Below are 22,249 nucleotides of genomic sequence, written 5' to 3' on the forward strand. Positions count from 1 at the left end.
AGGGCCGCCGCGCGCGGCGGCCAATCTTCTATGTCGCTATAGTACGTGGGACTGAGGCCGCCGGGTAGTCACGCCGGCTCGCTCACGATATCCATTCGCGATGGCGTTTCTCGCTGTTGCCGAGATACTCGAGCACCCGTTCCAGCACCGGTGGCGTTTTGCCCCCAGAGCGCTCGTCGAGATCGCGATTGACGTGCCCTCACAAAATCGTTTACTGTCGATCCATGGACTTCCACTCAATTCCCTTCGCTGCTGTCACCACCACGACGACCACCTTCACAGGCGGGTCGTCTGGAGGTTGCGCACGCTAGAAGCAAGAAGCTGTGGCAGACCACCAAAGGCCCCGCCGGAAACGGACGGGGCCTTTGGCGTTTCTGGACCTCCGTTTGCGGCATCGATCTGCAGCATTTGCGACATCAAACCAAACGGAGCAGGACTGTGAACGACATCGATCATCGTGTATTGGGCAATAAACTCGACCTCTTCCATCAGCAGGAAGAAGGCGCCGGCATGGTTTTCTGGCACCCACGCGGCTGGGAGTTGTACCGCGTGCTGGAAGACTACGTTCGCGCCCGCATGCGGCGTGCGGGCTTTCGCGAGATCCGTACGCCGCAACTGCTCGCACGCTCGTTGTGGGAAAAAAGCGGTCATTGGGAGAAGTTCGGCGCGGCGATGTATTCGCTGTCCGACGCGGAAGAAGGGCGCGCGCTTTGTCTGAAACCGATGAGTTGTCCGTGTCATGTGCAGGTGTTCAACCAGCGCGTGCGCTCGTATCGCGAGTTGCCGGTTCGTTATAGCGAGTTCGGCGCGTGTCATCGTGACGAACCTTCGGGCTCGCTCGAAGGGCTTAAGCGTACGCGTGCTTTCGTTCAGGACGATGCGCATGTGTTCTGCACGGAGACGCATATCGAAGCCGAAGTCGGCCGCTTCTGCTCGTTGTTGCGCTCTGTCTACGCGGACCTGGGTTTTCCCGACTTCAAAGTAGCACTCGCCACGCGGCCCGCGATGCGCGCGGGCAATGATCAAACGTGGGATCGCGCGGAAGAGGCGCTGGCAAATGCAGCGCGCGCGGCGGCCCTCGGATTCGACCTACTCGAAGGAGAGGGCGCTTTTTACGGCCCGAAACTGGAGTTTCATCTGACGGACAGCCGCGAACGCAGCTGGCAATGTGGCACGATCCAGCTCGATTTCGTGCTGCCCGAACGGCTCGACGCGGAGTACGTCAACGAGCGCAACGAACGCGAGCGGCCCGTGATGATTCATCACGCGGTGCTCGGCAGCATGGAGCGTTTTATCGCGATGCTGCTTGAACATCACGAAGGATGGTTGCCGCTGTGGCTCGCGCCCGAGCAGGTCGTGGTTGCGACGATCAGCGATGCGAATGTCGCGTATGCGCAAGAGGTGATGCAGGCGCTTGACGACGCCGGCATCAGAGCGCTGCTCGACAGCAGACCGGAGCGGTTGGAGAAGAAGATCGTCGATGCGAGGGAAAAGCAGGTGCCGATTTTCGTCGCAGTGGGTTCGCGCGATGAACGCGATCGGACGATCAGCATTCGCATGCGCGACGGGCAGCAGTCGACGCTTGCGCTTGCGGAGGGTGTCGAACAGTTGCGGCTGGATGCGCTGCCGCCTCCAATGCGATCGATGCTATGACCGTAGCCTGTCGCCGGGCGGCATGGGCTTGCCGCCGGTGATTGCGCGCAGCCTGGCAATGGGATGTCGATTCGAGTTTGTTGGGGGGAGAGTGTTTGAGGCGTGAGCGGCTTGCGCCGAGTTTCGATGGGAGGACCTGCGTGGTAGGAGAGCGCTGTCCTCCTGGATCGCCGGTACGCCCGTCGTCATGATGCCACCGTCGAGCGGCACAGTCAGGCCGTTTACGTTCGACGCCTGCAGATGAGCTGCAACGTAAAGATGCGCACGGTGTTCGTCGAATCCGATGCGACCGCGCAATTGCGTTCGGTGATTCGCCGTTGCGCACGGGGCGTGATTCACGTCAGCTTCGCAGGCTCGCCCGCCTGGGAGGTCTGGCTTGCTGCAACCGGTAGCGGCAGGCCGGTCGCCGGGTCCAGATTCTTTTCCTTCGCCAGGCGGTTGATCAGTTTGTCCGATGGCTTCGGCGGAATCTCGGCCTGTTTCTTTTCCCATTCGAACGTGCCGTCCCATGCCGGTAGTTGAGCCGGTGGCAGCGGAACGATCCTGTCGATATCCGGAACAGTAGGGTTGCTCAGCTGGTTGCGGTCAAGGAAATTTCCTATCAGTTTGTAGCGGCGCGAGCGTTCTTGATCCTTGGAAAGATCAAGAAAATAGAGCTCCTCAGTAGCGGGTGGCGCGAGAAACGATTCCTCAAGATTCAGTGCCGATACGCTACTTCCAGCAGCCACGCCTTTCTGATATGCCACGAGAGCATCATGGTATTTCCCATTATTTTGACGATTTACTCCCAGTTCATAAGCTGCCCGCCCATGCCCTTGATCGGCAGCACATTGCCGCATCTGTCTTGCAACGTCCGGCGCTCGATCATGGGGAGCCAATAAGTCGGCAACGTAGTACTGTGCGTCCGCATTCCCCAGATCCGCGGCCTTGCGGATGTACTTCTGCGCCATCTCCGTGTTCTGCTTCAGGCCGTATCCGGAATTCAGGTAGTAACCAATATCGTAGTAACCCGTCGGAATCCCCTGATTGACCAGTTGGGTCGCCCATTCAACGGCCTCGCGTGCGGCGTCCGGCGAACTTGCCATGCCCTGCGACACCAGTTGCTGCACGTTATGGTTCGCCTTGTAATGGCCGTGCGCCGCTGCGATGCGGTAGTAACGCGCCATCTCGTCGAAGTTCTTCGGACCATCCCGCGTCTGCAGATACCGGCCGTAACGGAACAAGGCATCCGCGCCCGGATCGAGCGCGGGTAGACGATCAGCTTCGTGGGCGCAGGTGAACGCCAGATTGGCGCGTATGTTCCCCAATGCCGCATCCCAAGGTAGCGCGTCACCCCGGTTCGAACAGCCGCTCGCCAGCAAAACGAATAGTGAAACCAGTACGGGATATCTCATCGGACTACCAGCGTTACGCCTTATCGTTGTAAACGGTCAGTGTCCAGACTACGTCCGTGGTGTAGCGACGTTTCCCCAGTACGTCGTCGAGCCACACGAATATGCGTGGCCTGTACACGTCCAGCATCGGCAACGTTTCGCCCTTACGGAAGTACTGTGTCGTCTCGCCGCGTAGCTCTGCCAGAATCTGTGTGCACCACACGCCGCTTTCCGGACATCGCGCACCGGCCCGCACCTTCGTGCCCAGCGGTACGCGCGCCAGCTTCGCAGGCTTACCCGCCTGGGAGGTCTGGCTTGCTGTAGCCGATAGCGGCAGGCCGGTCGCCGGGTCCAGATTCTTTTCCTGCGCCAGGCGGTTGATCAGTTCGTCCGATGGCTTCGGCGGAATCTCGGCCTGTTTCTTTTCCCATTCGAACGTGCCGTCCCATGCCGGTAGTTGAGCCGGTGGCAGCGGAACGATCCTGTCGATATCCGGAACAGTAGGGTTGCTCAGCTGGTTGCGGTCAAGGAAATTTCCTATCAATTTGTAGCGGCGCGAGCGTTCTTGATCCTTGGGCAGATCAAGGTAGGAGCCTTCGTCCGTGGCGGGTGGTGCCAGGAATGATCTCTGAAGAATCAGAGCCGAGATGCTCTCTCCTGCGGCCACACCCCTTTGATATGCCACGACAGCATCATGGTATTTCCCATTATTTTGGCGATTTACGCCCAACGCCAAGGCTGCCCGCGCGTGTCCCTGATCGGCAGCACATTGCCGCATCTGCTTTGCAACGTCCGGCGCTCGATCATGGGGAGCCAATAGGTCGGCAACGTAGTACTGCGCCTCCGCGTTGCCCAGATCCGCCGCCTTGCGGATGTACTTCAACGCCATCTCGCTGTTCTGCTTCAGGCCGTATCCGGAATTCAGGTAGTAACCAATATCGTAGTAACCCGTCGGTATCCCCTCATTGACCAGTTGGGTCGCCCATTCAACAGCCTCCCGTGCGGCATCCGGTGAACTTGCCATGCCATGCGACACCAGTTGCTGCACGTTATGGTTCGCCTTGTAATGGCCATGTGCCGCTGCGATACGATAGTAACGCGCCATCTCGTCGAAGTTCTTCGGACCATCCCGCGTCTGCAGATACCGGCTGTAACGGAACAAGGCATCTGCGTCCGGATCAAGCGCGGGTAGACGATCAGCTTCGTGGGTGCAGGTGAACGCCAGATTGGCGCGAACGCTGGCAATGTCAGGTAAACCAGGCAAGTCATTCTCCTTCGAACAGGCGGCCAAACTTGTGATCGTTAACAACAGTAACGCGGCAACTCTCATTTCCTAGTCCCAGCTGGATCGACTTGGGTCATCTCTATAAAATTCAACTAATGATACGTATGGAGACGGATTTCCACTGCTTCCTTTCAGTCCTTTATTTTTGCCCAAAAAGTACTCCCAGCTCTTGAATACACCGCCAGCATCCAACCTCCCATTCAAACCCTTCTCCCCCACCCCCATCCCCTTCGTATGAATCCCCCACAGCTTCTCCCGCAGCGGCTGCGTCACGCGCATGGACTCGTGGCAGATATTCAACTCACTATCCACCTCCATGCTGCGCAGATTGATGTTGGCCGAACCGTGCGTCACAAAAACATCGTCAACGATCATCAGCTTGGAATGGATATACACCTCGTCCCACTGCATTCCCTTCGGCGTATCGGGCGGAACGAGGGTGCAGATATGCACATTGAGCCCCGGAATGTTCAGTTTCTGCGGGTCTTCCGTCTTCGCCTTCTCCAGTTGCGATTTCAATTCGCTCACCCGCTGGGCAGCCGCAGCGGATTCCTGCTGACAGGCCGCCATGTTGTTCACCGCATACTGTGCCGAGCCGGAGAATGGATCGACCTTCATCTGCATGGCATTCCCGAGCGCCTGGTCAGCCGCCTTCTTCACCTTGAGCGCCGCGTCATACTGCCTGCCCAGATCGTCGGCACGCTCAAGCTTCGCGACACCCGGCAGGACGTCCGCGCGCCCCAGCGCATTGAGCATCTGATACGTGCTGACCGTACCCAGGCCAATCCCGTCATCGCTCGAGTTCGTCACGACAAACAGATACAGCGACGTCTTGCGCCCTCCCTGCTGATAGGCTTTCACCAGATTTGTCAGCTTGTCCGCCAGCGGCGGAAAGCGGAAATACTGATTCTCGATGTATATGAAATTGCTGGTATTGTTGACCGCCTGAAGGTAAAGCGATTCGATATCCTTAACACCATGCTTTCCCGCCTGTGACTGGGTTCGCAGGATCTGCGCCATCACCGGTACGTCATCCTTGCCACAGCGCATGACCGGTTCCTTCGCCGATGCGCGCTGCTTTCCGAGTTGCTGTCCCGTTGCCTTATCCCACGCCTGACAGAAATTGCGGTTCAGGTCGATCAGGATCGGCCCCGTCACCCGGGCGGAGATGTCCTGCCGCGGGCGAAATCCGTTGCGCCCCATCTGCGGATGCATCCGCAGGTTGCCATGGCTGCTGGTGTCCCAGTATTCGTCGAGCGTGTTGTGTCCCATCACAAAGCCGGTGGCCAGCTCGGGATACTCGTAGTCGATCAGCACCATTTTCTGATGATGCGAGGGTGCGCCTCCCATCGCCAGGCTATTCTTCGCCTTCACACCCATACCACGCCCGGCATAGTCACTGTCGAACGCGGTGCGCCAGGCGATTTCTGCGTGCTCCTCCAGACTGAAATCGCGCGTCGCGAATTCAATATTGTCGAACGCCGGGTCACGCCAGTGCCGCAACGCATGGTTATGCCTGATCGTCGTACGAAATGAGTTTCCATTCGACCTCTGATCTGTGCTGGCGCATCCCCAAGAGGCTGTCGAGGCCGGGCACCATACGCGGGCTATTCATCACAAGCGGCGGCATGATGTCACCCTTGCAGAGACGCAGCACGGCATTAGGTGCTGTGCGCGGCAGGTACGACACACGCCAGACGCCATCTTGCGGGCACCTCTCGCCTGTTTTTGCGGCGGTGCCGAGTGGCGGCCGTTCGATCTGTGATGTCTTGCTGGCCGACAGCGGCAGGCCGGTGGCAGGATCGAGATTTTTAGCCTTGGCAAGACGCTCGATCAGTTGGTCAGACGGTTTCTGCGGTGGAACTGCTGCATCCTGCTCCTTCTGCCATTGGAACGTCCCGTCCCACGGTGGCAGTTTGGTCGGCGGCAGCGGAACGATCTGGTCGATATCCGGCACCTTCGGGTTGCGACCGTCGTTGTCAGTCAGGAACTCCCAGATTAATCGGTAGCGTCGCGAACGCTCAGGGTCAGCGGGTAGTGCCATGTAGTTCACTATCTGCGTCGGCGGCGGTGCCTTGAAGCCGTCCTCTAGAAGAGATGCTGATTGCGAATCTCCCGCTTCCACACCCTTCTGGAATGCCTCGACAGCCTCGGGAAAGAGATTGTGATCTTGGCGATCCATACCTAGCGTACTCGCCGCTTTTCCGTAGCCCTGATCGATCGCACATTGAATCATCTGCCTGGCAATGTCGGGAGCTTTGTCACTTGGTAGAAGAAGATAACCAACGTAATACTGTGCCTCGGGGCTGCCCAAATCGGCTGCCTTGCGGAAATGGCGGCGGGCCATGTCCGCGTCCTGGTCCACCCCATACCCATCTTCGAGATAGTGGCCCATATCATAGTAGCCCCCTGGTACGCCCTCCTTGATCAACTGCCCGGCCAGATCGATGGCTTCCCCTGCCGCGTCAGGTGAAGAAGCTGAACCATCAGTCAGGAGCCCTTGCAGGTTGTTGTTGGCCTTGTAGTGTCCGTAGGCGGCCGCGATGCGGTAGTAGCGGGCAATATCGTTAGAGTCTTTCGGCCCATTCTTCTTTTCCAGATGGCGACCATATTTGAATATCTGGTCGGCTATCGGATCGAGGGAGGGTAGATGATCGACTTCGTGGGTGCATGTGAAAGCCAGTCGAGCACGTACGGCAGACATTTCGATGGGCGACGGCAACGAGTTCTCCTTGTTCGAACAGGCATATAACAGCGGTGCAAGGCAAATTATCAGCGCAGCTTTGTTCATCGGTCAGTCCATCTTGCTGCGCGTCGTCGAAGTACGCGAAAAGCCGATGAGTGAGGCAACAGGCGCCAGCCCACTTTTCAGACGCATTCCATTTCGATCGATGATCTTCCCCCACCGTTCAAATGCCTCCTTCGGTTCATCCTGTGCACCCTCACCTCCGGTGTGCATTGCCCACAACCGTCTCCGCAACGGCTGCGTCACGCCCATGTGCTCGTGGCAGATATTCAGTTCGCTATCTACCTCCATGCTCCGCGTATTAATATTCGCTGAGCCATGGGTCAGGAACACGTCGTCGATAATCATGATCTTGCTGTGTATGTAGATGGGCATCCAGTCGTTTGCTGGCGAATCCGGTGCCACGAGCGTGCAGATATGGATATTCAGGCCTGGGATGTTCTTCGGCGCGAGCGGCTTCCCGCGATTCTGTCGGGCCTCGTCAAGTTTTTTTTGCGCGGACCGTTGACGTACCTGCGCGCCCACGCCGAGACTCATGCGGGCAAGCGCGACCTCATTTACCGCGCCTATGACGTCATGCGCTTGCTGAGCATCCTGCACTTGCTTCGCGAGGCCAGACATCAGGTTTGCCTGCCCAAGACTGTCCAGCATCTTGTAGGTGCTGTCAGTGCCAACACCCATTCCGTCGTCACTCGAATTGGTCACGACGAACAGGTAGATCGGTCCATCCTTGCCCTGATCGCGTCCCCACGCTACCTGCTTCGCGGCTGCCGCCTTGATCTGTTCAGCGAGCGGGTCCCATCGGAAATACTGGTTCTCGATATAGATGAACTTCGTCGCGTTACGCACCGTTTGGAGATAGAGCGCCTTAATATCCTGCTTCCCTTCCTGTGACTGTGTACGCGTGATCTGCGCCATGACGGCCGTACCCATGTCGCGACGCACTCTCAACCGGCCCGCCAACGGCTTGCGCTTCGTCAGCAGATCAACTTTTGCGTGACGTTGCCAAGCGCGGCAGAAGTTCGCGTTCAGACATTCCAGGATGGGCCCTGTGACAACGCTCGAGATGTCTTGCCGTGGCGTTTGTCCGTTGCGTCCGAAACGCGCATTCATCTTCGCATAGCGATGCCCATCATCGTCCCAGTAAGCGTCAAGCGTGTTATGCCCCATTACGAAACCGATCGCCTGTTCGGGTGCCTCATAGTCAACCATCACCATCTTCTGGTGGTGCGACGGTCCCCCGCCAAAACCGACTGTCACGGCCATTTCACTCAGCCCCTTGTCCGCGCGATGCAAGGACTCGCGGAACATGATCTCCACACGGTCCATCAACGAAAAATCCCGCGTAACCAACTCGATGTTCACGAGAGGCCGTACGCCCGGCAAAGGCCGCGAAGGGGCATCCGGCGAACCAGCTTCTGGGCGAGCCTTTAGACTGTCAGCGAGGTCCCGTTGCTCCGGCGATGCCGCAATACGGGCGCGGTAATACCAGACGCGGTCGTATTCGCGCTGAGTGTTGTTCTCGTTTTGGGTAGAGACACTTCGCAGCAGGTCGTACCCTGGATTTTCGTTTTCGATAAATTGCCCGACAGCGAATGAATCTGCCCAGCACAGCAGGCGGATTTTCACGCCGTCCAGTCCCTTCTTGATAAGCAGATCGCCGATGCAAAGAGAGTCTCCCCCGTCCCGCTTGAAATACATTGATGGCTGGAAGCCCCAGCAGATAATGTCGACCGTATGCCTCGCTGCCAGGATGGCGTCATAGATCGCGCCGAATGCTTCCTTGCCGTTGACCAACGGACGGTACGAGGCAGACATTGGAGGATATTCTGTGAGCTGCACGAACCACGGCGTACACAGCATTGCAGACGTGGTCTCATCGAGTGCGATTGGTGTATTGATACTGGCAGGCTTGCTCACGATTTATTCTTCCGGTTCATTTTTGAGCAGGGCGTTGTAGCGCTGGCGGTTCAATGCGCGGTCTCCCGGCGCATTAATGTCATCGGACGGCAGGCTTTCGTGGAAATGGAAGCCCTGATTCGCAAGGTCGCCGTTCGCCGCGTCGCCTCGATATGCCTCGGCAATGGGAATTGTGTGCACGACGCCGCTTGCCAACTCCAGCTCGTATTTTTGGGTGGTGACATGGTGGTCGACCGGAATCTGGCCTGTCTCGTCGATGACGCCTTGCTTCACCAGCGCGCCGTCCGCGAAAAGTCTGAACGGCATTCCCGTCAGCATGGACCCCATCGCGGAGGGCGAAGCCGCCGTCTCCAGCATCAGGCGCTGCGCCGGCAGACTGTTCAGCAGCGTACTGCTGGGCTCTTCGCTGGCCACCCCCTCCCTGCCCCAGAACGCGCACTTTTCCAGAATGTCGCCGGGCGTGCCGCTCTCGATGCAATTGGCGTTGATCCGGATGTACGACCCGCCCGCGCCAATCCAGACCTCGTCTTTCGCGGTCAGTACCAGCCGGCCCTCAGTGCTGGTGATCGTGACGTCCTTGAGTGCCGCCAGCGCCATCTCGTCGCCCTGCGCCTGGATCTCCACTTTGCCCTTCGCGGCAAATAACTTCATGCCGAGCTTCTGCGCAAAGAGCGATACTGCTTCACCGGCCGCGACCGTAAAGTTCTTCAGGACACTGACGTCCATGCTGCCACCGGCGGTAAAGAACAGGCTCTTTCGCGCAGCCAGTTGAAGATCATTGCCGGAGACCAGGCCGATACCTTTCGGAGCGCTTACCAGCACGCCCGCACGCTTCAACCCCTTGAGCGTGTTGTCCAGCAGCGCCTGCTGCCCGGCTACATCGGCTGCGAGTGCCCGCGCGCATTCTGTCGCATCGCCCAACGTGCGCATCTGCTGCATCGCCTGTTCCAGCGCCTGTACGGCCGCCTGCATATCGAGCTGTTTGCCCTGCGCCGCGTACTGGGCGTCGGCGGAAATGAATACGCCCTTCGCGCCCCGGATGGCAACGTGTTCGTCGGTGCGCAGTTCCGCGCCTTGTCCTCGCTCCCTGCGGTCGCCGTCGACCATGTGCCCAAGATTCAGCTCACTGGTCTGGAACGGCGTGGTCAGATGGATGTGCTCATGGCCTTCCCTGTCCTCCATGCGCATCTCGTTCTGCGCGGCGGTACGGATACGGTTGCGGGTGTGGTTCAGGTTGTTGACCAGATCCGGATGCAGGCTGTCGTGCATCGCCCCGATAATCACGGGTCGATCCGGATCCCCGTCGGTGTGAATGACCGCCACCTCCGCGCCGTCAATCAGCGGAAAGTGATGACCGTAGTTGCCACCGCTGTACGGCTTCGCAAGCCGCACGGGCCGGCTCGTGCCACCCGGACTCCACGTATCGAGGTCGAACGGCAGCCGGATCACATACCAGCCTTCCTCCGTCAGATAGGCTCGCCTGTAGTCCCCGGGCGATGTGATGCGTGCCGGCAGGATGCCATTGATGACCGGTCGCGCGGCCGGAATGACCGGCGTACGCCAGACCCGGTCGGACGGGATCGCCGTAAACGTATTCGAATACGCCTGCTTGCGGCCACCACTGGATGAGACAGCGACGATGAACAAACCATGTGGCGCATCGGAGAGCTGCTGGTCAAGGTTCAGTACCTCACCGGCCTCGAGCGCAAACACATTGCCGTTGCCTTCGAAGGTAATCTGCTGCGCCAGGTGGGCCTCGTGACGCCGTTGCGCAATGCGCTTTCCCTCCTGAGGCGTCTCGTAATGCTCGCCCCAGCGGTAGTCGACTGCGTTCGTGGTCCGGTCGCCACGCGCCGCGTTCTGCTCGACGAGCAGCGACACCCCGGCCTGACGGTGGTTGTAGTCGTTCAGCCGGATCGCTTCAGGCACGCGCCGCATGCGGCGCCCGATCGACCTGACGGACTCGGCTCCGGCGTTGGCCAGTCCCGAGTGGCGCCGGAACGGCACGATGCGCTGATTACGCGCATACGCATCAAGGTCATCGCCGAAGACGATGACTTCATGGTCCTTCGCCTGTTCAAAGCGGAACCAGATGCCTTCGTCGGCCGCAATGCGCTGGATGAAGGCGAACGTGGTTTCGTGGTACTGGGTGAGGTATTCGTGACGTTTGTACTGCGCCCGCAGGTGGAACCTGAAGTCGACGCCTACGCGATACCCGTAGTGGCGCAACGTATCAGTGATAATTTCCTGCGCTGACTGTTTCTGGAAAAGGCGGCTGGTCACCGTGCGGGCAAGATCAGCGATACGTGGCTCGATAAGCAACCTGTAGCGCGTCTCATCCGCGGACGTATCCATCTGGTCGAACTGCGTCACGATACCGTGGACGGTTCGCGCAGGCGGCATCTCACTGAACTTCGACGCGTTCTCGCCAAACATCCTGAGCAGATAGGCGGCGTTCGGATCGATGGGGTCGATCACGAACTTCGCGGGCCGCCCCAGCACCTGGTCCATCGGCATGCCGGCGACGGCGCTTGTGAACTCGATGTCGTAAGCGTACAGACGGCTGACGCCTTCGCCACCTTCGAACTTCAGCACCGAGAACGGTGCCGGATGCGGCGCAAGTTTGACCTCGTATGCCTGGGATGGCAGAACAATCGATTTCATGAATGCATTCTTTCTGAACAGGTGTGACGCGCCGCAAAGACACAAAAGTCAAAGACAGCGCAACCGGACACCGGCCAGAAAACGTCATCGCAAATGACAAGGTCGGGCCACAGAGTGACCCAGGACCAAACTGGCGAGGACATTCCCCAGCTTGTCGGTATCGTCGTGACCCGACATGGCGTCTTTTACGAGGCTACACCGCATTCATCATACGAATTGTAAAGATTTGCCAAAATTGATCGCACGAACTAGGTGCCGTCCCATGAACCATAAGGATCTTTAATTATTTCGCCAGACAAGGCGTTCAGGGAGGTAGGCATCGTTGGCGTTCGTTTCGACGCCCCGGCTTTCTCGGCCGACTTTGACGGTGTGGTTCTGTCGCAGCAGATTCGTCGTGATGCGTCACCGGATGGCAAAGTTCCGCGCGGCGTGGTGGTCGACACGCGCGCGGCGTGTCCTTCCAGTGTGTATCGGTGGTTTAGTCAGCAAGCAGCAACTTCACGCCCTCGGCTGCTTCATAACGAAGCTGTTCGAGATCGAGGCCCGGAATCACGCCGTTGTCTACCACTACGCGGCCATTCACCACGTTGTAGCGAACACGCGCCGGCTCGCCCGCTGTCACCGGTGCCACCGCCACATCATGGAACCCGTTGAAGCGCAGATCGCTGACGTCGTACAGCACGAAATCGGCCGCCTTGCCGACTTCGAGGGTGCCGACCGCATCCAGGCCGAGCACGCCCGCGCCGCCCGCGCTGCCCCAATGAATGATTTCTTCGACCGTGGTGGCCGATGCGCCTTGCGCCGCGCGATGCACTAACCACGCGAAGTGCGCTTCATTGGTCATGCTGCCGGATTCGTTCGAGGCGACGCCGTCCACGGCCAGCGACATCGGCACGCCCGCCGCTGCCATCTGCGGGGCAGGGGCAATGCCACTGCCGAGGCGCGCGTTGCTCACCGGGCAGTGTGAGCAACCGCTGCCGGTTTCCGCAAGCATCGCGATTTCGCTCGGTTGCAGATGCACGAGGTGGGCGAACCAGACGTCGGGCCCGAGCCATTCGTGATCGGCAACGAACTCTACCGGCAGTTTGTTGAAGCGCTCCTTGCAGAAGTCGACGTAGCGGGTCGTTTCGGAAAGATGCGTATGCAGCCTTAAGCCCATGCGCCGCGCCGCGCGTGCGACTTCAGGCAGCAGTTCCGGCGGCAGAGAAAACGTCGGCGTAGTGGGGGCAACGACGACGCGACGCATCGAAGCGTCGCCCGCATCGTGATAGCGCGACTTCAGGCGTTCGACATCCGCGAGCATCTGATCGAGCGTCTCGGGCTTCAAAGCGACTTTGGAAAACCCCGGGTGATCGCCCGCTGTCTGCAACGCGCCGCCACGGCACAGCACGAAGCGCATGCCGAACGAAGCCGCTTCGTCGAATAGCAGATCGCCAGTTTCGGTGGTGCCCTCCGCGTGATAGAGATAGTGATGATCGGCACAGGTCGTCACACCGGAGAGCAGCAGTTCGGCGAGCCCCAGGCGTGCAGCGACACGTGCCAGGTCCGGCGTAAAGCGCGCCAGACGCGGATAGGGCACGGCAGCCAGCCATTCCTGCAAATCCGAGTTTATGCCGGACGGCACCGCCTTCAGCAGGTTCTGGAACAGATGATGGTGCGTGTTCACCCAGCCCGGATAAACGACGCATGAACGCGCGTCGATCACGCGTTCATCGGCGCGCGGTTCGAGGTTAGGGGCGATGGTCTCGATACGGCCGTTGCGAATCCGCAGATCGACCTGACCCAGGCGCGCATTGTCACCACTTCGGCCGCTCATCACCGCGACAGGGTTCTTGATCAGCAACGCTTCAGTTTGCATGCTCACGATTCAATGTCCTTTCGGTTACTGCGAAGCGGCCGTCGGTCTGGAGAAACGCGCCGGCCGCGCTCGTCTTACTGCCTGGCTCGCTTATTCACGCACCAGGTTGTGCGTCTCGACAATCTCTTTCTTTTCTTCATGCGCGCCGTTCAACACCGCGTTCAGCACGACCGACACCAGACACGCCAGCACGACGCCGCTATGCAGGAACGGCTGCGTCCAGTCGGGCATATGCTTGAAGACTTGCGGCGCCATCACCGGAATCAGCGCGGTGGCGATCGTGAAGCCCACGATCAGCACGTTGTACCGATTGCGCTCGAAGTCCACCTTCGCCAATGTTTGAATACCGGCTGCAACCACCACGCCGAACATCGCGATGCCTGCGCCGCCGAGCGCCGCAGAGGGCGTCGATGCAACCACTGCGCCAATCTTCGGCACCAACGCCACCACGCACATCAGCAAGCCGCTGATCGCCACCACCCAGCGGCTGCGCACGCCAGTCAGGATCACAAGGCCGACGTTCTCCATGAAGGCGATGAACGGGAACGCCGCGAACATGCCGGCTATCGCACTCGCAAGACCATTCGCACGCATGCCGCGCACTACGTCTTCCTCGCTCACGTCCTTGTCGACGATGCCACCAATGGCGACGAACAGTCCCATCGATTCGACCATCTGCACCACCATCACAACGATCATCGTCAGAACGGGCACCACTGAAAACACGGGCGTGCCGAAGTGAAACGGCATCGGCAGCGTGAACCACGGCGCGGCGCTTACGCTCGTGAAGTTGCCCATGCCGAGCGAGCAGGCGAGAATGCCGCCAGCGATCAAACCGATCAGCACGGAGAGATTGCGCAGGAACGGACCGGCAAAGCGGTTGATCGCGAGAATCACCAGCGCGACGAACAGCGTGACGCTCAGGAAGGGCAACGCACCGAACTGCTGTTGGGCGGCCTCACCGCCACCGGCCCATTGATACGCGACGGGGAACAGTTGCAAACCAATCACGGTCACGATGCAGCCGGTCACCACAGGTGGGAAGAATCGTCGTAAACGTCCGACCAGAGGCGCGGCGAACATCGTGAAGAGACCCGCGCCAATCACCGCGCCACACACGCCGGCAAACCCGACGCCTGGGCTCAAGCCGATCGCGATCACCGGCCCGACGCTGCTGAATGCGACACCTTGCAGAATCGGCAGACGCACGCCGAACTTCCAGCAGCCGACGGTCTGCAAGATCGTCGAAATGCCCGAGCAAAACAGGGCGGTGCTGATTAGCACGGTAGTGTCGGCCGGCGACATCTTCAGTGCTGACGCGACGATCAGTGGAACTGCGATTGCGCCGATATAAGCCACTAGCATGTGCTGCAGACCGAGCGTGATCATCTGGCGCTTCGGCAGAATCCGATCGACGGGATGTATGGCGGTGTTCATGACGTGTCTCCAGAATATCGTTGTCGATCGGAACGCGCCGCACGGCCCGGCCGTGCAGCATCACTTCACGCGCCGACCGGATCTCCCGTCAGGCCGCAACCGGCACGGCAAGACAGGCATGGAAGCGGTCGGTCAGCGCGGCGCGATCGAGATCGCGTCCGATGAAAACGATGCGGCATGAGCGCGGTTCAGTGCCCCACACTTGCGCCGCGCGCAGTTCGATGACGTTGTGCACGCCTTGCAGCACGTAGCGGTGCGACTGGCCTTGCACGGCGAGAATGCCTTTCATGCGGAACAGGTTGGCGGCATCGGCTTCACGCAGTTCGGTGAGCCATGCTTGCAGCGCGTCGAGATCGATGTCCGCATCGACTTCGATCCCGACCGAAGACACGCTTTCGTCGTGCTGGTGGTCAGCGTGGTCTTCATCATGAAGGGCGTGTTCATGATCGTGGTGCGTATCATGTTCGTCGTGGTGATGCTCGTGTTCTTGCGCGTGGGTGTGCGCTTCTTCATGCAAGCCGTCCGTCTCCACGAGAATCTGTGAGAACTCATTTGCACCGACGCCGAGAATCCTGTCCAGGTCAATCTGTGCATAGCTCGATTCGACGATTTCGGCGGTGGCATTCAAGCCGCGGATACGCTGTGTCAGTGAAGCGATTTCTTCTGCCGTCACCAGATCGACCTTGTTGATCACGATACGGTCCGCGCAGACGATCTGATCGACCGCCTGGTTGTCGCTGCCGTCGAGCACCAGATCGTCCAGGTGCGCGGCGATATGCTTCGCATCCACCATCGTGACGACCGCATCCAACGTCACCTGTTTCGCGATCGGATCGTCGAGGAAGAAAGTCTGCGCGACCGGATACGGATCGGCGAGCCCACTCGTTTCGACGATGATGTGATCGAGCCGGTCCGGCCTCTCCACCAGCATGCGCACGATCCGCACCAGATCTTCGCGTACTGCGCCGACGCAGCACACGCAACCGTTCGTCATCTCGTAGATCTCTTCGGTCGATTCGAGCACGAGGCCACCGTCGATGCCGATTTCGCCGAACTCGTTCTCGATCACCGCGATCTTGCGGCCATGTTTCTCGCGCAGGATGTAATTGAGCAGCGTCGTCTTGCCGGCGCCGAGAAAGCCAGTGAGCACCGTGACGGGGATTTTCTCGATTTCGTTGTGGGTGGTGTGAATGTGATTCATGACTCGTCTCCGTTTCTTCGTTCGTGATGCGGTTCGTGCGGTTCGGCTTTCAGGCGATATGCGGTGCTTGCGCTTCTACATTGGCTTCTATCTCTTGCTCTCTCCAGCGTTTGACGGTGCCCGCTTCGAGACCGAACAGATCGAGCACTCGACCTAAGGTGTGGTCGATCATCTGGTCGAGCGAAACAGGGCGCGCGTAAAACGCCGGGACAGGTGGGGCGACAATCGCGCCCATTTCCGTGACGGCGATCATGTTGCGCAGATGCGCCAGCGTGTAGGGGGTTTCACGCGCCAGCAGCACCAAAGGGCGGCGCTCTTTCAACGTGACGTCGGCGGCGCGCGAAATCAGGCTCGACGACATGCCACTGGCAACTTCGGCAAGCGTCTTCATCGAACAGGGCGCGACGATCATGCCCAGCGAGCGGAACGAGCCGCTGGAAATGGCCGCGGCCATGTCGTCGCAACGATAGGTGAAGCTGGCGAGGGCGCTGACTTCGGCGAACTTGTAGGCGGTTTCATGCGTCATCGTCAGCAGCGCGCTGCGCGAGACGGTCAGATGCGTTTCGATATCGAGTTGACGCAGCAGTTGCAGCAGGCGCACGCCGTACGTGAAACCGGATGCACCGCTGATGCCGACTACGAGTCGCCGCGGGGTCATGACTGGGCTCCGGTTGCGGCGCGAGCCAGGATCTCAACCGCTTGCTGCGCAGCCCGATCGCTGATCTTCGCGCGAATGCCGTCAAAGTGAGAGCCACGCGTCGCGTCGATGCCCATGCGCGACGTCGTACCCGCAGCAGACGATGACGGATCGAGCGGACTGCCCGGCAGGCCATCGACGATGAACACGTCCTGATGGGGCTGAAAATGCGTGGCGATAGCCCACAGCACTTGCGAATCGTTGGTGATGTCGATATCGCTATCCACCGCCACCACATTCTTCAGATAGGGGTCCCAGCCGAGCAAGGCGAGCATGATCTGGCGTGCTTCGCCGTCGCGCGTCTGGTTCAACGCGACATAACAGTGAAAATGCGTGCCCGAGTTCGGATAGTGCAGCGCGGTGACGGAAGGAAAGCGCGCCTTCAGCTTCTCGCTCATTTCCGCTTCGCGCGGTAAGCGGGCCAGTGTCAGATGCTCGGCGTACGGGCCGCCGACGACATCGACGAGCCACGCATCTTTACGCCGCATCATCGTGTCGATGCGCAGCACGTTGTTGGTGGAGCGGTCCGATGAATAGCCGGTGAATTCGCCGAACGGACCCTCTTCTGCGCGGGCGTCCGGATCGATCGTGCCTTCGAGCACGAACTCAGCGGAAGCGGGAACGCCGATGCCGTAACGCGGCGTACGCACCAGTTCCAGCGGTGCACCAAACAATCCGCCTGCAATTGCGCGCTCATCTGTACCGAAGGGCACTCGCGCCGCGGCGGCCAGCATGAACAACGGATGCGCACCGACCACCATTGCGACTTTCAACGTATCGCCGCGTGCTTGAGCAGTTTGCAGCATGCGCCAGAGGTGGCCGCGCGAATGCAGGCTGGTTGCCAGCGCGTTGCGGGCATGCCGCATCGAACGGTGATAGCTGAGATTCGCGACGCCGGTCACCGGATCTTCGGCAACGATCACCGCGTTGGTGATGTACGGACCTCGATCGGTATCGAAGTGGCGAATCATCGGCAGTTGCGCGAGATCGACGGCGTCGCCTTCGATTACCTGGTCGAGGACAGGGCCGGTCGGAGCAAAAACCGGCGCGATCGGGGCGTTCGCACGTTGCTGGTAAGCGTCGAATAAGCCTGACGCGTCGACGTCGAACAAGCGGCCAATACGTGTACGTGAAGCAAAAAAATTGGTCACCAGCGGTGTCGCAATGCCGTCGACCTTCTCGCAGATCAACATTTCATGCCGTCCGCGCGCTGCCAATTCGGCCACTAGAGCGGTGACGTCCTGATCCGCCGCGACGGGCTGCTTGATGGTCAATACATCATCGGGAAACTGCTCGCGATACGCCTGAGTGAAGCGGTGAAAATCCTGCGTGGCGCGGAAGAGGTTATCCGCCATGGTGAACTCCGTCGAAAGCGAAAACGAAAGCGGACTGTCGGGAGAAGCAGATGCGATGTGAACCGCACCTGCCCTACAGCAAGCGCTAAACGCGTTAAGCAGGCTGCGTTACGTCATTCACGTAAGTCGCCTTCAAACGCTTTTCCGCTTCGGCCAGATCTTTCGGCGGCTTGGTCGGCTTGATGCCGACCAGACGGGCGATGTTGTTGCCCATATAGTCTTCGAGACCGTCTTCATCCAGATCCATGCCTTGCGGTGCCGGACCGCACAGCATTTCGAGTTCGCGGAGCCACATGCCCGGTTCGTTCGGCGGCGAATCGGTGCCGAACACGATCTTGTTGCGTGGCAGTTCGCGAGCGAATTCGACAATGCGCGACTGATAGCACCAGCCCGATTCGCAATACACGTTCGGCGTATCCATCGCCATCCAGAACGATTCGAACGAGTAGTTACCACCCGTTTGAATCCCGAAGTGACCGATGATGAAATTCACCATCGGAAATTCGCGGATGATCGGATAGAACTGCGTCGGAATCGTGTACGGTCCGTCGCCGGTGTGAATCAGCACCACCACGCCGAGTTCCGCACACTTCTTCATCGCCGGACGGAGCCAGTCGAGCGCGCGATCCGGACGATAGCCGTGCATGTTCGCGTGCAGCTTGAGCATCTTGAAGCCGTACTCCTTCACGTGGAATTCGAGTTCGGCTGCGCCGTTCTCCGGACCCCAACGCGGGTTGTACGTGAAGTTGCCGATAAAACGATCCGGGTACTTTTGCGTCAGCTCGGCGATATACGCCATGTAATCGCGAATGCCTTCACGGCCGCGGCGATTGCCGTCGCGATAGCCGGTGTTGCCCGGCGGCGGCTGAATGAAGCCCATGTCGATACGGCGCGGTTTGCCGTTGATGATGTACGGGCCATCCATCATCTTCAGCAGGCGTTCGCCGGTAAACGGCTCGCCGGTGTGGCGCCACGCTTCGTCGACGAGATTGGTCGGGTGCAGATGGGTATCGATGATCATCAGCGGGCTCCTGCGTAGGCTGCTTGAGTTGCATTCGCGGCATGTTTCTGTGAGACGCCGGCGTGTTGCTTCAGATAGGCTTGTGCTTCTTCGACGCTTTTCGGCCGCGCAGTGGGCTCGATGCCGATCATGCGGGCGAGGTTGTTGCCGAGGTAGTCCTCGAGCGTGTCTTCGTCGAGATTCAGGCCCTGCGGGGGCTCGTGGCACAACACTTCGAGCAGGCGCAGCCACATGCCGGGTTCATTCGGCGGCGTGTCCGAGCCGTAGAGAATCTTGTGCGTCGGCAGCACCTTCGCGAATTCGACGATCCGCGATTGCAGGCACCAGCTCGATTCGCAATACACGTTCGGTGTATCGAGCGCCATCTGATACGGCTCGAAGCAATACACGCCACCCGTCTGCACACCGAAGTGCGCCATGATGAAATTCACCGACGGGAACTCACGGATCAGCGGATACCATTCGCTCGGAATGCTGTACGGGCCATCGCCGGTGTGCAGCTTCACGAGCAGACCGAGGTCCGCGCATTTGCGCAATGCAGGGCGCAGCCAGTCGAGCGCGCGGTCAGGACGATACGCATGCATGTTGGCCTGCAACTGCACCATCTTGAAGCCGTGTTCTTTCGCATAGAACTCGATGGCTTCGGCGCCGTTCTCCGGACCGCAACGCGGGTTGTAGACAAAGCAACCGATCAGACGGTCCGGGTACTTCTGCGTCATTTCGACGGTGTACGCCATGTAGTCGTCGATCGATTCGCGCCCCGAACGATTGCCGTCGGTCCACGTATAGATGGTGTTGCCTTGCGGCGGCTGAATGAATGCCTTGTCGATGCGGCGCGGCTTGCCGTTGATGATGTACGGGCCGTCCATCGTTGCGATCAGACGCTCACCGGTAAATGGCTCGCCGTCGTGGCGCCAGGCGAGGTCGACCAGATTGGTCGGATAACAGCTGGTGTCGATGATCATGTACTCGATCTCCTTGAGAGGAACTGGTGTATCCAGTTGCCGGATCGCGGGCAGGCACATCGATGGAACGGAGCCCAGACGGGCTTGCCCATGCGGCCCTTTGCAAGACGCAGTGTTTGTGCGCCTTCCCCTCGCCGGCATCGAGTGTCACACTGATGTGCACTGCTGCTTGCGATGCAGTCTCACAAGATAAAAACGCTCTGTACAATATTTTTTAACCACGATCTTGATACGTTTGCGATATGGACATCCGGCTGTTGCGTTACTTCGCGGTACTTGCCGACGAACTGCATTTCGGCCGGGCAGCCGCACGGCTGCACATTTCGCAGCCGCCGCTGAGTCAGCAGATTCGCATCCTCGAAGAGGAGATGGGCACCGCGTTGTTCATGCGCTCGCAACACCGTGTCGAGCTCACTGATGCAGGGAAAACACTTAAGGAACAGGTGCCGCTGATCTTCGCGCAGTTCGAACGCGCGATCGATCTGACGCGTTGCGCGGGTCGTGGCGAAGTGGGCAGTCTCGAGATCGGCATCATTAGCTCGGCGATGGTCGAACCGATTCCGCGCGCACTGCGGGTATTTGCGGAGAAGCATCCGCAAGTACAGTGGACGCTGCATGAGATGACGCCCGCTGCGCAGATTCTTGCGCTCAAGGAGCGTCGGCTGGATGTGTGTTTCTTCCGGGTGTCGCATGAGGACCCGGAGATTCGCAGTGAAGTTGTGATGCGCGAATCGGCCGTGGTGGCGCTGCCGTTAGGGCACCGGCTCGCCGCACGTGAGGAGATTGCGTTGCGTGAGTTGGCGACGGAGCGTTTTGTGTCGTTCGGGTTGCAGCAGTCGCAGCTTGCGCGCTTTCTGCAGGACTGTTGCGTCGAGGCAGGGTTTACACCGCAGATCGAGCAGGAGGTGGTCGAGGTGCATACGCTGCTGTGTCTGGTGCGTGAAGGTTTGGGCGTGGCGCTGCTGCCTTCGTCGGCGCGGCAATTGACGACCGGCGGTGTCGCCTTCGTGCCGCTGGCTGCGCCGCGTCCTGAGGTGTCGCTGCATGCGCGCTATCGTGCGGAGGATCCGTCGCCCGTGCTTTCGCTGTTCCTCGACACCGTGCGCGAAGTGGCCGCTAGCGTGACTGTGGACGCGAAGGGCGATGAACGCTGACTAAGGTGCGCCGACCGTCTGCGCAACCAGTTCGCGAATCACGTCGATCAGCGGAGCCACGCGCGTCGCTTTCTCCCGAGGCCACACCGCATACAGGTTGTAATGCGTCGGAATTTCTACTTGCGTGAGTTCGACCAGACGCCCCTCGCGCCGCGCGTCCGCCGCGAGCAGGCCGCGCGCCAAACCCGCGCCCACGCCTGCGCTTGCGGCCGCGATCAATCCGGCGGCGTTGTCGAACACGGCAACTGCATCCGGTTCGATGGCGGGCATGCCTGCCGCGGTGAGCCAGGGAATCCACGAGCGTTTCGTGTAGCCGAGCAACGGTAAATCGAGTACCTGTTCAGGTGTGAGCGGCAGACTCAGCCCGCGCGCCTCAAGAAGCGCGGGCGACCCTACGGCAGTCAATCGGTCGCCGCAGATCAGCGCGTTTTCGAAGCCTTCCCATTCTCCATACCCATACCGCAGCGCAATATCCACGCGCTCGAACGCGTTGCGTTCATGGCGCGGCGTGGACAGTACCGTCAACGATGTGCCGGTCAACGCACCGAGCAACGCCGGCAAGCGCGCCACCAGCCAGCTCTGCGCGAGTTCGGGATCGACGTCGAGCGTGATCGACTGCTTGACCGTGCGCTCTTTCACCGACGACAACGCGCGATCGATCTGCTCGAAGCCATCCGCTAGTTGATTCGCAAACAGCACCCCGGCATCGGTCAGCACCACGCGGCCGCTTTCGCGCACGAATAACGGCTGCCCGACGAATTCTTCGAGCGTGCGGATCTGCTGGCTGATCGCGCTATGCGTCAGTGACAACTGGCGCGCCGCGCTCGAAAAGCTGCCGACGCGCGCCGCTTGCAGAAAGGCCTGCATCGACTGGATGGAAGGGTAGCGCTTCAACATGGTGTTAGCCGGACTTACGGGTG

The 22,249-nt window shown here is 59.8% G+C and carries 15 protein-coding genes and 1 pseudogene; 2 read left to right on the forward strand and 14 right to left on the reverse strand.

The genetic code is table 11. From position 1 onward, the window contains the following. Positions 1-408 precede the first annotated feature (408 nt). Positions 409-1,653: a threonine--tRNA ligase gene (gene thrS / locus KHO31_RS10435; protein ID WP_211623237.1), complete on the forward strand. Its 1,245-nt coding sequence runs from the start codon at positions 409-411 to the stop codon at positions 1,651-1,653. Positions 1,654-2,000: 347 nt separating this feature from the next. Here the strand turns inward: thrS and KHO31_RS10440 are convergent. The 13 genes and pseudogenes from KHO31_RS10440 to KHO31_RS10500 form a co-directional block, all read right to left on the reverse strand. Then, positions 2,001-3,047 (reverse strand): annotated as a pseudogene (locus KHO31_RS10440) (SEL1-like repeat protein); the annotation flags it as partial. A 13-nt stretch (positions 3,048-3,060) separates the two neighbouring features. Further along, complete coding sequence (locus KHO31_RS10445) at positions 3,061-4,356, reverse strand: SEL1-like repeat protein (RefSeq protein WP_211623239.1); 1,296 nt, start codon at positions 4,354-4,356, stop codon at positions 3,061-3,063. A gap of 3 nt (positions 4,357-4,359) precedes the next feature. Beyond that, complete coding sequence (locus KHO31_RS10450) at positions 4,360-5,814, reverse strand: phospholipase D-like domain-containing protein (protein ID WP_328822716.1); 1,455 nt, start codon at positions 5,812-5,814, stop codon at positions 4,360-4,362. Positions 5,815-5,821: 7 nt separating this feature from the next. Continuing rightward, a complete protein-coding gene (locus tag KHO31_RS10455) occupies positions 5,822-7,102 on the reverse strand; it encodes an SEL1-like repeat protein (protein WP_201107996.1) in 1,281 nt (426 codons plus the stop codon). Positions 7,103-7,105: 3 nt separating this feature from the next. Beyond that, complete coding sequence (locus KHO31_RS10460) at positions 7,106-8,977, reverse strand: phospholipase D-like domain-containing protein (protein ID WP_321207309.1); 1,872 nt, start codon at positions 8,975-8,977, stop codon at positions 7,106-7,108. A gap of 3 nt (positions 8,978-8,980) precedes the next feature. Next, entirely contained in the window at positions 8,981-11,641 is a 2,661-nt protein-coding gene (locus tag KHO31_RS10465; RefSeq protein ID WP_211623240.1) for a type VI secretion system Vgr family protein, read from the reverse strand. 478 nt (positions 11,642-12,119) lie between these two features. Beyond that, entirely contained in the window at positions 12,120-13,499 is a 1,380-nt protein-coding gene (locus KHO31_RS10470; protein WP_407945932.1) for an amidohydrolase family protein, read from the reverse strand. Positions 13,500-13,589: 90 nt separating this feature from the next. After that, positions 13,590-14,936 (reverse strand): nucleobase:cation symporter-2 family protein, encoded by a 1,347-nt coding sequence (locus KHO31_RS10475; protein WP_201085656.1) that lies wholly within the window; start codon positions 14,934-14,936, stop codon positions 13,590-13,592. An 88-nt stretch (positions 14,937-15,024) separates the two neighbouring features. Then, positions 15,025-16,137: a CobW family GTP-binding protein gene (locus KHO31_RS10480; protein ID WP_201074367.1), complete on the reverse strand. Its 1,113-nt coding sequence runs from the start codon at positions 16,135-16,137 to the stop codon at positions 15,025-15,027. Between the two features lie 49 nt (positions 16,138-16,186). Beyond that, complete coding sequence (locus KHO31_RS10485; protein ID WP_201074369.1) at positions 16,187-16,795, reverse strand: UbiX family flavin prenyltransferase; 609 nt, start codon at positions 16,793-16,795, stop codon at positions 16,187-16,189. After that, positions 16,792-18,189 (reverse strand): UbiD family decarboxylase, encoded by a 1,398-nt coding sequence (locus tag KHO31_RS10490; RefSeq protein ID WP_211623243.1) that lies wholly within the window; start codon positions 18,187-18,189, stop codon positions 16,792-16,794. Before KHO31_RS10490 ends, KHO31_RS10485 begins: the two co-directional genes overlap by 4 nt. A 94-nt stretch (positions 18,190-18,283) precedes the next feature. After that, the gene (locus KHO31_RS10495) at positions 18,284-19,210 is read right to left on the reverse strand and encodes an amidohydrolase family protein (RefSeq protein WP_211623244.1); all 927 of its coding nucleotides are present in this window, start codon (positions 19,208-19,210) and stop codon (positions 18,284-18,286) included. Then, positions 19,210-20,175, reverse strand: coding sequence for an amidohydrolase family protein (locus KHO31_RS10500; RefSeq protein ID WP_172314971.1), 966 nt, complete (start codon positions 20,173-20,175; stop codon positions 19,210-19,212). The genes KHO31_RS10495 and KHO31_RS10500 overlap by 1 nt, the downstream gene beginning before the upstream one ends. A gap of 242 nt (positions 20,176-20,417) precedes the next feature. Here KHO31_RS10500 and KHO31_RS10505 point away from each other — a divergent pair, with 242 nt between their 5' ends. Then, on the forward strand, positions 20,418-21,329 hold the full coding sequence (locus KHO31_RS10505; protein ID WP_201085653.1) for a LysR substrate-binding domain-containing protein: 912 nt from the start codon (positions 20,418-20,420) through the stop codon (positions 21,327-21,329). Here KHO31_RS10505 and KHO31_RS10510 read toward each other — a convergent pair whose 3' ends face one another. Further along, positions 21,330-22,226, reverse strand: a complete 897-nt coding sequence (locus KHO31_RS10510; protein WP_201108000.1) for a LysR substrate-binding domain-containing protein — start codon at positions 22,224-22,226, stop codon at positions 21,330-21,332. Between the last annotated feature and the right edge of the window lie 23 nt (positions 22,227-22,249).

It is taken from the genome of Paraburkholderia domus (assembly GCF_905220705.1).
Taxonomy (GTDB): domain Bacteria; phylum Pseudomonadota; class Gammaproteobacteria; order Burkholderiales; family Burkholderiaceae; genus Paraburkholderia; species Paraburkholderia domus.